8 protein-coding genes and 1 pseudogene are annotated in these 13901 nt (G+C 51.1%); 1 reads left to right on the top strand and 8 read right to left on the bottom strand.

Annotated elements, in window-relative coordinates; translation table 11 throughout:
- Positions 1-49 precede the first annotated feature (49 nt).
- The 8 genes and pseudogenes from H581_RS0104330 to H581_RS0104295 form a co-directional block, all read right to left on the bottom strand.
- On the bottom strand, positions 50-3043 hold the full coding sequence (locus H581_RS0104330) for a pectinesterase family protein (protein WP_245599913.1): 2994 nt from the start codon (positions 3041-3043) through the stop codon (positions 50-52).
- A gap of 267 nt (positions 3044-3310) precedes the next feature.
- Positions 3311-3466: pseudogene (locus H581_RS36910) on the bottom strand (helix-turn-helix domain-containing protein); the annotation flags it as partial.
- A 45-nt stretch (positions 3467-3511) separates the two neighbouring features.
- Entirely contained in the window at positions 3512-4627 is a 1116-nt protein-coding gene (locus H581_RS0104320) for a prenyltransferase/squalene oxidase repeat-containing protein (RefSeq protein WP_028608958.1), read from the bottom strand.
- The gene (locus tag H581_RS0104315; protein ID WP_028608957.1) at positions 4624-6027 is read right to left on the bottom strand and encodes a family 43 glycosylhydrolase; all 1404 of its coding nucleotides are present in this window, start codon (positions 6025-6027) and stop codon (positions 4624-4626) included. Before H581_RS0104315 ends, H581_RS0104320 begins: the two co-directional genes overlap by 4 nt.
- A 25-nt stretch (positions 6028-6052) precedes the next feature.
- Complete coding sequence (locus H581_RS0104310) at positions 6053-6931, bottom strand: carbohydrate ABC transporter permease (RefSeq protein WP_028608956.1); 879 nt, start codon at positions 6929-6931, stop codon at positions 6053-6055.
- A 24-nt stretch (positions 6932-6955) separates the two neighbouring features.
- On the bottom strand, positions 6956-7909 hold the full coding sequence (locus H581_RS0104305) for an ABC transporter permease (protein ID WP_028608955.1): 954 nt from the start codon (positions 7907-7909) through the stop codon (positions 6956-6958).
- A gap of 79 nt (positions 7910-7988) precedes the next feature.
- Positions 7989-9545 (bottom strand): extracellular solute-binding protein, encoded by a 1557-nt coding sequence (locus H581_RS0104300; RefSeq protein ID WP_028608954.1) that lies wholly within the window; start codon positions 9543-9545, stop codon positions 7989-7991.
- 310 nt (positions 9546-9855) lie between these two features.
- Positions 9856-11376: an extracellular solute-binding protein gene (locus H581_RS0104295; RefSeq protein ID WP_028608953.1), complete on the bottom strand. Its 1521-nt coding sequence runs from the start codon at positions 11374-11376 to the stop codon at positions 9856-9858.
- A 197-nt stretch (positions 11377-11573) separates the two neighbouring features.
- Between H581_RS0104295 and H581_RS0104290 the strand changes: the two genes are divergently transcribed.
- Entirely contained in the window at positions 11574-13874 is a 2301-nt protein-coding gene (locus H581_RS0104290; protein ID WP_211231445.1) for a helix-turn-helix domain-containing protein, read from the top strand.
- Positions 13875-13901: the final 27 nt, after the last annotated feature.

Genomic DNA, 13901 nt, shown 5'->3' with positions numbered 1-13901 from the left:
CACTTCCTTCCTGTTAGATCGGTATAATTGATCCGCGCACTCACCTTAGTTAGAAGTCGTCATGTTCACCCGGTACAGAAATTGGTTTTGCGAAGACTCCGGTCAACGTAGGGTCCCAGCTGTCCGCGCCGCCCAATACCCGCTGCACCGTTAAGGCGTTTGCTTCCTCTACGGTCATCTGCTTGCTCCAAGGCACACGGGCTTTGGCATTGGCCCCGGGCCCTGTGCTTCCGAATTCTCCGTAAACCGCCGTGGATTCATTCTCCACCTTGCCCCAGTTATGCCAGCCAACCGGGTAGAAATGCGCATCCATCCACGTGTCTACGAATTTCACATTCCCGTACGGCCGCCAAGGTCTTCCCAGGTATACCGTACTGTTCGTCTTGGAGACCCCCTGCAGCTCTAGATCCCATACGTCATCCCAAACACCGGTATACGTTCCGGCCTGCCCGTATTTCTGGATGTACGGCTTGAGCGAGGTGGTTCCTCTTGTTTTCTTCGCTTGATAAAAAACATACCCGTTTTCCGCCGTCTGATCGTGTGAGGCTGCCGTCGTATAGCCGCCGAACGTGCCGACATGCTTCATCTCGGATCGGTCGAAATAGGCGATTCCGTTACCATAGATATAATCCACGGTCCCTTCAATATACAGATTATGGAAGTATTGCCGCCCTCTCTCCACGTATAGCGTATCTTGAAAACCATACAGATTTATGTCACGGAACACCATCTTATCCCCTGATACGAACAAGGCTAGGGCTTGCCCTACTCCCTTCACTCCGCCCGTATCTTTGTTCGGAAAAGCGGAATTCTGCACCGTAAAGTTTTCCATCGTACTGCCGGCTCCCCTTAGCTCGAAGGTGGCTGTTTGCAGGCCCGGGTGGTACGTCACATTCATGTCATACGTAATGACGACATCTTTGCGGCTTTCCCCGATAAAGCTAAGGTTGGGCTTATTGGCCGGGGCAATGACCTTTTCCCGGTAAATCCCGTTGCGAATATAGATGACGGTTCGTTCCGTTTGATTCGCAGGAACCGCGTTGATCGCCTCTTGAACGGTACGATAATCCCCGCTTCCGTCCTGAGCCACAATGATTACCCGAGAGGGTGTAGCGATCACCGGCTCGGAACCGGGTCCTTCTCCAAACGGGTTGATCGCTGAAATTACATAATAATAGGCTGTACCGTTGCTAACATCGCTGTCGGTGAAAGCTGCCTGTTTCGTTTCTGCAACCTGCGTATATGGTCCGTTGTAAGCCGTTGCCCTTTTCACGATATAGCCCGTAGCTTCCGAAACGACATCCCAGCGTAACATAACCTGACCATTGGTAGCTACGACTACACCGCCGGTTGGAGCGGATGGGGCGCCATCGGGGGCTGTATACGGAACTGCCCTTGCTTGGGAAGAGTTCATGCTTCGAGCGGAAGAGCTTTCCGCACTGACAACGTAATAATAGGCCGTTCCGTCCGCAACGGTGGAATCCGAGTAGCGGGTGAGTGCCGTGGTTCCAATCGTTGTATAAGGACCTCCGGAAACAGCGCTGCGCTTAATCAGATAGATGGCTGCTCCTTCCGAGCCCTTCCATTTGATATCCACCCGGCCGCTCTTGGCAGTGACTTTAAGCGATTCAGGCTCGGAAAGCGGTGCGCTCGGATGGACCTCTAGCGGCGTGCTCTCCTCTCCGGTACCCGCTATATTTGTGCTGGACAGCGTATAATAGTAGGTCTGATCAGCATTCAGGCCCGTATCGTAGTAGCTCGTTGTCGAGTTCGGAATGACCGTCGCTACCGTGTAAGGCCCTTCCTTCGCTGTACTCCGTTTTAAAGTATAGGTAGCTGCATCCGGTACGGCACTCCAAGTGATCATGACGGCGGATTCCCGAGCGGTCGTAGAAATCCCCTGAGGCGGCACCGGTGCCGGCCTCTCGCCGCTTGGCGTTACGGCATACGGAGCCGAATCGGTTGTCCCGTAAGGATTCACCGCCCGAACGACATAATAATAAGTTACTCCGTTCGTCAAGCCAGCATCCCGGAACGGCTCCGAGCTGGAAGCGGCTTTTGTAAGGCCCTGCCCGACCATCGTAAAAGGGCCTTCTTGGGATTCACCCTTCAGCACATCGTAGGTGACTGCATTAGGCGCGGCTGACCAAGACAGTGCAGCCTGACGGTCCCCGCCAATGCCGTACAAGCCAACGGGTGCGTCCGGAGGCGCATTCAGCTTATAAACCTGGACATTGTCAAGCACAATGTTCTCAGCGGTAGTACCTCCGGTGGAAGCGCTGAAAGACTGGATCGCAGCAAAGTCTCCGGCTCGACTGCCGAGCGTCCGGTTGTAGAAGGGCTGCTCCCTCAGTTCACCGACAAGCGTACCGTCACTCCCATTCGTCACGTAGTAATCCACACGAAGCGTGTTCAAATTGACCACCGCTTTGAGGTGGTACCATACGGCATTGGTTAGATTGGCCGGTGTTATGTTCGTATAAATGCCGCCCGTATCCACCCATGCAATTTTGCCGCCTTTCAGGTCCACTTGGATTACCGTATCGGACGTATTGGTTTGGCTGTTCACGCCACCGGTCAGCTTTATTACATTGCGGCCTCTGCTGATGTCATTGTTCGGTCCGTAGAAGTACATATCCTGCTCGACAGTCAGAATGCCATCCGATACACGGGTTTCGAGCCCTTTCGTAATGGTTGTGGAACCGGAGCCGGAGCCGACGGTGCCCGAACCATTCGCTCCGTCCTCGTCCCGAATAAGCAGTGCGTCGGAAGGAAATGGAATTCCGTCCTTACCTGACGATGTAATGCTTACCGAACCGTTCGGACCGGTTACGTTTGCGGTATAGCCTGCTATCGACTTCACCGTGGAAGTGCTGGTAACGTCCGCATCCGTAATACCGTTAAAATCATCATTAATGAAAGCCGTGTTACCCGGCGGGACTGGTAGAGCAGCCGCTGAAACCGTGGAAGGAAGGCCCGTCTCCGTTAAAAAGGCCGCAGCCACGAGAGTAGACAGTACGATCAATCCAACCTTGTTCATCATGAACTTCCCCTCCCGATCGCATTCATAAATCTTTGTTTTCTCATGTCACAATCCTTTCTTTTATGAAAGTCGGTAAACCCTTACACCACCCCTTTCTTACCACCGATGCACGCGGAAGCCGTTCCGATCATACTAGAAAAACCATTGCAGCAGCGATAAGACTAGATTCATCCGCTTCTTCAACCGTAATACCTCCTGATGAAATTAGGTTGCTTTGTTACAACGAACGATGTTCCCCTCACCTCCTTTCCGCGGCGCTCTCAGCCGCTATCGGCAGCCGGCCCGCTGTTCATGCCGATCCCTCGCTCCCGTGCGATATTCACCCGGCGTGATGCCGGTCAGCTGCTTGAATCGGCGGATAAAGCCGGTTACGTTGTTATAGCCGACATCTTCCGCAAGCGCTTTCAAGGTAAGTGACGTGTAAAATTCGCCTCGCCGACAGTCGAGCCGTTTGTTTGCCGGTGTTGATCATTCAGCCGCGCTCGCTTCTCCCGCGAACCAGCTTTCGGACGCCGGAAGATGCTCCAAGGGAAGCTCGGCCAATTCCCGCAGCGTGTACCGGATCAAGACCGCTTGGGTTCCCGCATTCATGTCGCTCTCAACAAGACCAAGTCCGAGCGGAACCGCGATCGGCATATCGGGATATTCCTCGCCCGGCTTCACCTGCGCTACGTTCGGAGCCGGCGGGGAATGCTCCAGCTCCCGCGAGAATCCTCCGTCTTCCCGCTTCAGCTTTGCCAAGTTCGTCAACGTAATGTCCGCAATCTCCGTCAGCTCGCCCGGCGGAATGGATAGCTTCATAGAGGATAGCAAGCTGATCGGATTTCGAATATAGCACATATCGTTAGCTGTATCCGTTCGCAGCACGCGCAGGATAGAATTGTAAATTTGTTCCTTGCGCGGAACCGGCACGCCGAACCGATTGTAGAAGAGCTGCGTCTTGAAAGTGCCCGAAAGCTGCGTGTACGGAGTTCCTTCTCCCCAGAATCCTGTTTCCGGGTTCTGAATACGGTTCAAATAATCAAATACCTCGCGCTGATACGGCTCTCTTGTATCGGCAGGCATCGCTGCCAGATGCGCGCCGCAATGCGACAGCTTGTCGCAGCCGCGCCAGCTGTTCGCTAAACTGATCGAACGCAGCCAAGCTCCGAAGGTTTGCAAGGATTCCATATAAGCGGGCGTCGCCTCGCTCTGATGCCGCGACGGATACAACGGCTCCGCTCCGAACTTCCGCAGCGCGCCAAAGCTGTAACCCGCTGCGCGGCCGACCATAACGTCGTCTAACCTCATATTAGGATTGATATCATAGAAAAATCCGGTCGCCTCATCCTGCTTAGATTGGAAGAATCGAATCGCGCGCTCCCTCACAGGATTGCTTAAACGATCGAGCAGACCGCAGCGTTCAATGATGTTAAAAGCCTGAGCCGTTGATTCGATATCCGGTGTAAACCGCCCGGACTGCTTCGAGCTCCTTGCGTAGAAAAATCCGCCCGACCTCTCGTCATATTGCTCCTTCAGCCATTGGAAAAAGCCGTCAAATAAGGTGTCGCCATAAGCTAATAGGTCTGCCAATCGCCGATTCATGTTCTGTTCCCTCCTACGTTGGTTAGTGGTGCATACGTAAACGAATGGAACGTCGCGCGCCCGTCCCCGACCGTATCCAAACCGACTCTCAAACTCAAAAAACCGCCGAACGTATTATGATGAAATCCGGAAGCATCGATGACCTTATCGTATTTTGACCAAAATATCCCATCAAAGCTGTAGAATAACGAGACAATATGAGCATCGTTCCGAATACGAATCCATGCTTTCCGGGTGTCGCCGGGCATGGTGGAGTAGTTCTTAAACGAGCGGAAGTGACGCACGCCTGCCGCGTTCAACCCTATGCCAAAATAAGCCTCTTCATTATAGTAAAGAAGCACCCTCGCTTCCGCGTCCCCTTCCACCGACACCTCCGCCTCGATTTCGTAACGTTCATGCGCCGGCATATAAAGGAGCGGCGCGGAGGCGGATGCCCCCTCAACCGAAAGTCCTGCCGGGCCGGTGCGGAACCGGTCTGATGGAGAGAAGCCCTCGCACTGCCAATTCAGAGGAAGGGCATCGCCGTTGAAACGCTCTCGAGCAATGACCGGCGGCGGTACGTCTAACCTGCTTGGCGCCGTCTTGAACCATCCGTCCTCCATCCACTTGATCGGCTCAAGCAGCGTCTGTCTGCCTAAGGTATGAAAGCCATTCAAGTACGCATGGTACACGATCCACCACTGGCCGTCAGGCGAATCGATGAGCGACCCATGCCCCTTCGACCACCAACGCTCCTCAGCGGATTCGGTATGGATGATCGGATTATAGGGAGAATGCTCCCACGGTCCCAAAGGGGTCCGCGAACGTGACGATACCGCCATATGGCTGGTAGGCGGGCCTGCCGTGCCGCCGATGGCGACCGTCAAATAATAATAGCCGTTATGAAACGTCACTTTCGGTCCTTCCAAACTGAACGCTTCGACCTCCCAATCGTCGGGGTACCGCCAGCTCTCGTACACATGACGCGGTACACCGGCGACGGATAAACCGTCCTCGGCAAGTTCGACGATATATCCGCCCGACATATGAAGATACCGCTTGCCATCCTGTCCGACCGTATGTCCCGGATCGATGCCCTTGATGCCGAGATCGATCGGCTGGCTCCACGGACCCGTCGGATGAGATGCCGTTACAACCCAGTTTGACCGGTTCGCCGGGAAGTAAATATAATAAGTGCCTTTGTATTCCGTGAAATCCGGGGCCCATACGTCACCGATATATTGCTGCAAAGCGGCTGCCGCCGGCCTCCAGCTTATGAGATCACTGCTTTGCCAAATAATGAGTCCTGGAGTGAGCTTATACGAAGAATGCGTCATATAGTAATGATCGCCGACCCGCAGCATGGATGGGTCGGCGTAATTGCCTCCAATGATTGGAGCATACGGAGTTATTTCCAACATGCCCTTCTCCTCTCATAATCCGAAATTACCCTTTTATCGATCCGAGCAGAGCGCCCTTCGCAAAGTGTTTCTGAAGGAACGGATAAACAAGCAGGATAGGCACCGTAGCAACCACGATAACAGCCATTTTCACTGTCTGCTCCGGCGGACGCACGAAGTCATCCATGCCCGAGGTATCGGCAGCCAAGCCGCTTGCCAGAATGACGATTTGCCGGAGGATAACCTGCACCGGCCACTTCGCTGCATCATTCAAGTACAGAATTGCTGTCATATACGTATTCCAGTACGTTACCGCATAAAACAAGGAAATGGTTGCAATCGCCGGCATCGAAAGCGGAATCACGATACGGAGCAGAATCCCCCAGTCGCTGCACCCATCCATTTTTGCCGACTCCTCCAAGCCATCCGGAAGATTCTGAAAGAAGTTTCGCATAATAATCAAGTTGAAAGCATTGATGGCCGTTGGCACGATGAGAGCAGCCAGAGAGTCGATCAACCCGAGCTCCTTCACAACTAAAAACGAAGGAATCATACCGCCGCTGAACAACATGGTGAACACGACCATAAACATAATGCCTCTGCGCCCGTCCAAATCTCTTCGCGACAAGCCGTATGCCATTAACGCGGTCAATACCATACTGAACAACGTGCCAAAGATCGTAACGCCGATGGATACGCCCATCGATTTCATAATCGTGTTGGTTGAAAAGATATACTTGTACGCGTCGAGCGACCAGACCGTCGGAATGATGACGAACTGCTTTTGCGCCAGCTCCCCCACCGTTGTGAACGAACCGGCAATGACATGAATGAAAGGAAGGAAAGTAACTAATGCGATAATGACAAGCAAAGAGTAGTTAACCGCATCGAATATGCGGCTTCCCAGCGTTTTATCCTGCACCATGGTAACTCCACCTTTTTAAAATAATTAATAAATACCTTCTTCGCCGGCCTTCTTCGATAACCAGTTCGCGCCCATGACCAAGATAAGACCGACGACAGACTTAAAGAATCCAACCGCTGTACTGTAGCTGAACTGCCCTTGACGTAAACCTGCTGTATAAACATACGTATCGAAAATCTCCGCGACCTCGCGATTCATGGAGTTCAATAGGAGATAGATGTGTTCGAAGCCAAGTTCCAGCACGTCCCCGATTTTCAGAATCAACAGCACCATGATGACGCTGCGAATCGACGGCAACGTAATGTGCCATATTTGACGAAAACGGTTAGCGCCGTCAATACGGGCCGCTTCATACAGCCCTGGATCGATTGCCGCCATTGCCGCCAAGTAAATAATCGTGCCCCAACCCGCTTCTCTCCAAATGATCTGAAGCACGTACATCGGCCGGAACCACTCATTGCTCATTAAGAAGTTCACTTTTTCCAAGCCCATCAAGACCAGCAGCTCGTTAATAATTCCGCGGTCCATGGAAAGCATAACGAATGAAATCGACACAATGATAACCCAAGACATGAAATGCGGAATATAAACGATCGTCTGGACTATTCGCTTAAACGCATCCCGCCTGACCTCGTTTAACATTAAGGCGAGAATGATCGGAATCGGGAAATAAAACAGCAGGTTCATAAGGAATAACAGCAGCGTATTTCGTAAAATCGTAAAAAACATCGGTTCGGTGAACAGTCGCTCGAAATGCTCGAAGCCGACCCACGGACTGTTCAGAATGCCCAAATAGGGTTGATAATCTTGCAGCGCAATGAATAATCCGCCCATGGGAATATACTTGAAGATAACGAAGAAGAGGAACCCCGGAAGGATCATTTGATACAACGCCCGATTTTTGATAAGTCTCCTCTTTAGTTCTGAACTTTGTTTCGGTTTGGTGACCATCTCGTTTCCAACGGCTGTATCACGCATCATTTCTTCTCCCTTTCTCTATAGAAAAATGAGGAGGCTATCGCATGCTTCCAACAGCCTCCGGCATTACATAACGACATTATTTCGCTGCAGCGTAAGAAGCATTATATTCGTCGATGATCTTCTGACCGCCTTGCTTCAGCCATTGATCTACCGCTGCTTGGAATCCGGCTTCGTCAATGTTGCCCAACATGAATTTGTAAGAAGCATCTTTAATGATTTCTTGCAGACGCGCGCCGTCTTGATTGTAAGTAAGGGAATCAAGCGCTGCCGCAGGATCGTGGATCAAGTAGTTGTTGTTGTCGACGATCAACTCTTCCGCTTTCGCCTTGGATGGCAATAGGTGTTTTGCCTCCAGCATTCCGTCAATCGTGGAAATACCTCCGATTTGAAGCGATAAGTATGGCTTCGTTTCGCGGTCTGTCAGCGCTGTGTCTGTGGAAGGAATGACTTTGCCGTCTTCAATCGTATGATGCTTGCCTTCGATGCCCCATGTGATTAAATTCATCAGCTCAGCGCTCATCAATTGATCATAGAAAGAAAGGACATCCTTCAACTCTTCTTCCGATTTCACGGCGGATTTCGGGAACAATACGACGGAGCCGAAGCCCGGGATCGCCCAGGTGCCGTATTCGCTGTTCGGACCGCTCACCTTGTGATGGACGTCAAGCAGCGCATCCGGATTTACTTCAGTAATCTTCTGATCCAGGCCCGCCACGTCACCCATGGAACCGACATATACGCCGGCTTTGCCTGTAATCAACAAGCTTTGCTGGTCGGTCTTGCTCGTTACCGGGAAGTCTTGGTTCATGTAGCCTGCACTATGAATGCGCTTAAAGAACTGCAAAGTCTCCATATATTGAGGGAACATAAATTCCGGCATCAGTTTGCCGTCCTGCATTCCCCAATTGTTCGGCGTGCCGAACCAGGAAGCTACCGTCTTGAATGCGCCGTAAACAAAATCGCTGCGATCCGTCATCCCAATCGTATCGTCCTTGCCGTTTCCGTCCGGGTCGTCCGTCGTAAATTTCTCAACCATCGTAAAAAATTCTTCTGTTGTCGTCGGCGCGGAAAGCCCGAGCTTGTCCGCCCAATCCTTCCGGTAGATAAAGCCCTGACGGGACAGCGGACGCTCTGCGTAAAGAGCGTATACTTTGCCGTCTACCGATGTGTTAGCCAATACTTCCTTTTGCAATTTACTTAAATTCGGATATTGATCGAGCAGCGGCCCGATTTCCCAGAACTGGTCGTTCCGAATCGCGTCTCGCAGCATAACGAGCGAGGTTTGGTTTTTAATGTACGTCGCTTGCGGCAGCGTGCCCGTCGCGAATGATGCGTTCATCTTCTCGTCGTAGCTTCCATCCGGTACCCACTGGATTTTAAGATCTGTATTTGTCGCTTCTTCCAGCAACTTCTCGATCGTGTCGTCTGGCACCTCTGGCGTATGAAGATTAGCCATAATGGAAATCTTGACCGGCTCTTTCTTTGTTCCTGCCGGTGTCTCGGTTGCCGTCTGGGTGTTATTGTTCGGCCCCGCTGCGGGGCTTTTCGACCCGCCCGAATTACCTGCACATGCGGTCAATACTGCAAACGCTGTCAATACCGCCAACAGGGCGCTGGCTTTTTTCTTTGCCATGATTATGACCTCCGTATTATTATTGTTGTTGAGATTTCGTTGCCCCCTCAATATAAGACGGTTACGGTCGTTACGTATATAATCCGAGGATTTGCGGGGGAGTAAAAAGCCTGTTCCCGCGCCCTATTTCCGCGATTATACCCCTGATCTAATCTGATGATTATCCCTGTAGCGGAAGTTCCTGCTGAAACGCTGAAAAACCGATGGAGCATAACATCGCTCCATCGGTCTATAAGTTCCAAATATTGCATTCAAAGGATAGCGCTTGTGGAAGATACCTTTGTTATGCGTATATGCGCTGAAGGTACGATCAGGGAGCGCTCCGATACGATACATTATATTCATCGATGATGTCCTGCCCGCCTTCGCTAAGCCAACGATCCACTTCCGCTTGAAAGCCGGCCTCGTCAATCAATCCTAAAATATACTGGTACGTTGCATCCTGAATATATTCTTGAAGTCTGGCTCCCCGTTCATTGAAGGTGTTCGATTCGAACGGCCACGTCGGATCATGAACCAGAATTGAATTATTATCAAGCGTCAAAGTCTCTGCCTTATCTTTGACACCCATATCAAAGTTGGACTCCAAATAGCCCATGATCGTTAGAGGCCCCCCGATTTCAATCGCTTGGTACGGCTTGACGTCCTTATTCGTCATTTCGATATCTGCCGTCGGAACGACCACTCCGTTATCGAGGTTATAATGCTCTCCTTCTATACCCCACCTCAGCAAATTCGCGAATTCCGGTTCCATGAGCTTGTCGAAGAACGAGAGGACCTCCCGCAGTTCCTCCTCGGTCTGTATGGACGAGGTCGGAAACAAAACAACCGTTCCAAAGCCTATAGAAGCCCAAACCCGTTCTCCCTTAGGTCCGGCGATTCGGTTGTGTACATCAAATACAGCAAGAGGGTTCACTTCTGTCGCTTTAATCTGGAGATTATAAACGTCACCCATCGCCCCGATGTATACGCCGGCTTTTCCCGAAATGAAAAGATCCAATTGGTCTGCTTTTGCCGTCACAGGAAAGTCTTGATTCATCATCCCCTCCTGATGCAGCTTACGGTAGAAATTCATCGTATCCCTATATTCCTGGAACATGAATTCAGGTAAAAGCTTACCGGCTTCATCACCCCAGCCATTCGGTGTTCCGAAGTAAGTCGAGACGGTTTTGAAGCTGCCGTAGACCAGATCGCTTCGATCCGTTAATCCGAAGGTATCCTGCAGACCGTTTCCGTCGGGATCGCCATAGGTGAATTGGTGCAGCATATGGTAGAACCCGTCAATCGTTTGCGGCGCTTCAAGGCCGAGACGGTCCGCCCAATCCTTCCGATAGATCAGTCCTTGGCGAGATAAGGGACGCTCTTGATATAGGGCGTATATTTTGCCGTCTACTGAAGTGTTTTGCAGCACCTCGAGCTTAAGCTTCTGCAAATTGGGAAAGTCTTTGAGCATGGGCCCGATCTCCCAGAACATCCCGTTCCGGATCGGATCCCGCAGCCTGTCCAGCATGTCGGCGTTCTTTAAATATACCGCCTCGGGCAGCGATTCCGTAGCCAAGGAAGCATTAAATTTCTCCTCGTAGCTGCCATCGGGTATCCATTGAATGTCGAGCTCAGAGCCAATCTTCTCTTCTAACCATTGTTCGATCTTCTTGGACGGCACTTCCGGCGTGTGGAGATTCGCCATTATCGTGATAGTGCCCCGATCTCCAACTTTAGCGGATTCACGAGATACGCCTCCACCCCCCGCTAGCGGATTCGCGCATGCTGTAAGCACTGTCATTAACACTAAAATCGTTAGCATAAACAAGATCGATGGTTTCCGATTCATAGGCTCGTTCCTCCCGTGTGTGGCTGTCTCTTCAATTATGGCATAATCTGCAGTCTTTTTCATGAGTACCCTGTTTCCAGCTGACAAGATCAAATCCAAGGATTATTAAAGGTTTTAATTGAAGCGTTTACATTAATCTTATACAATGGGGTTATCTATCGAAAGGCGGCGAATCTATTAAATTGAGAAAATTTAGCATGTATACCAATTTGGTCCTATTCGGATTTGCCATCAGCATAGCCCCGATCATTACGCTCGGGTTTTTCTCTTACATGAAATCATCGGATTCGATCCAAACTCATGTCAATCAGAGCAATATTCAGATGATGAATCAACTGAACGGGAACATAGAGCAGGTGCTGCGGACAATCGACTATACGCTAAATTACATTATTAACACGAATCAAGTGCAGGATGCGTTATACCGCCCGCTGACATTTAACGACTTTCAGCTTTATAACCAGATGAAAAAGGAGCTGAATCTCCTGCAATCGCCGGAGATGATGGTGACCGACGTTATTCTGGCCAACGCCTCCTTGAACTGGGTGATTCATAACCGGGGATTGTCCTCGTTCGAGGAATTCTCTAAAGGGACGGCGCTCCCGAGTCTCCTCGAGCTCGAAGGCAGCACAAATTGGGTGATGCTAAAGACCGGATCGCTTGGAGCAAGCGACACATCGAGCTACGCCTGCCCAATCACCTTAACGCTCGTTAAGAAGATGCCGCTTCACACCTTATCGAAACGGGGCGTCGCCCTTGCGACGATTCCGAGCTGCAGCTTAGCGGACATGTTGGAAAATCAGCTTCCCGGAAGCAGTGTCATGGTGATTGATGAGAATCAAAACATTCTGGTGCATCCCGACGTATCGATGCTCGGCAGGACCTTGGCAGAGACGGACTTAATCCATGAATCCGACGCGTCCCGCTTTACGGGACGTACCGGTCAATTCCAGACAAGCATGGGAAACGAGACGATATCGGTGACCTATGTCCGGTCCGAGTTTAACGGTTGGACCTATGCTTCTTTCACGGAAATGTCCGAATTTACGAAGGAAGCGCACTCGATCGGTTGGTTCACGCTGTACGTCTGCTTACTGATCATTTGTTTATGCGTCTTGCTCGTATGGCTCGGAAGCCGCAAGGTATATACGCCGATTCGGGCCATCTTCCAACAGATCGCCGACCGTCTGCCGGAAACCCAAGCGAACAAGAAGAACGAGCTTCAAGTCATCGACGAGCATATCCAGGATCTGTTCGCCTCCAATACGAAGCTCCGTCACGAGCTGCATCAGAACAGCCAGCAAGTGCGGACGTTCTTCCTGCATAAGCTATTTCAGGGCCAGAGCAGCCCCTCCGAAATTGAGGAGAAGATTGCGCTGTTCGGATATACCGACCAGGTGTCGGAATGGAGTCACCTCGCCGTTCTGACGCTTCAAATCGACATTCTCGAGGAAACCCGCTACGAGCAGAAGGATTTAGATTTATTATTGTTCGCTGCAGGCAACATTATAGAAGAGATCGTCCCTGCCTTGGATCATCTTCCTCCCGTCATCGTGGATCAAACCCAGGTGACGCTGATCGGCGGGAAGAGCATGTCCCCGGATCATTTTAATGATTATATCTATAAGCTCACGGAATCCATTCAGCAAAATATGCGCAGCTACCTTGATCTGGATGTCAGCATCGGTATCAGCTTGCCGTTCAAAAGCTTGAAAAGCGCAGCGCGCGCCTACCAAGAAGGCTTGGAATCGCTTAAGCACCGGTTGAAGCTGGGCAAGGGCGTTATCGTCCCCTACTTCAGCTTGAACTCCGGCAAGCATACGCAGGTGTATTTCTACCCGATGCAGATCGAGAATCAGCTCATCGATGCGATCAAACTCGCCGATGAAGAACTCGCCTTCTCGCTGCTCAAGCAATGGCTCGAGCAAGTTTTCCTCAAGGACCGTACGCCGCATGAATATCAGATTTCGCTTATCCGGCTGTTGAACGGGCTCATGATCGTCATGCAGGAAGCCGGGATCCGATTGGAACAGCTGGACATCAAGGAAAGCTCGCTATACGAAGAGCTCCTTGAGCTGTATGTGCACTCGGAAATCGAAAGCTGGTACAAAACCCGAATCATCGTACCGATGATCCGCGTGTTCCAGGATCGGCAATCGTCTCAGTACCAGAACATTTCAGAACAAATCATCGATATCATCCGCAACGAGTTCGAAAGCGACATTACGCTCGAGGAATGCGCAGCCCGCTTGCATTATAACGTTTTCTACTTAAGCAGCGTCTTCAAGAAGGAGACCGACATGACCTTCAGCGAATATTTATCGCAGTACCGTCTGAACATGTCCAAAAAGTGGCTCGTCGAAACGGAGATGTCGGTGAAGAACATCGCCGAGAGGCTAACGTATAATAACCCGCAAAACTTTATTCGTTCATTCCGCAAGCAGGAGGATATGACCCCCGGGCAATACCGGGCGAAATACGCCAAGCCTGATTCATAAGGTATCAAAACAAGAATAGCGTGTAAA

This window comes from Paenibacillus harenae DSM 16969, from assembly GCF_000422465.1.
GTDB lineage: Bacteria > Bacillota > Bacilli > Paenibacillales > Paenibacillaceae > Pristimantibacillus > Pristimantibacillus harenae.
The sequence above is the reverse complement of the archived record's forward strand: the minus strand, read 5'-3'. Positions and strand labels throughout refer to the sequence as shown.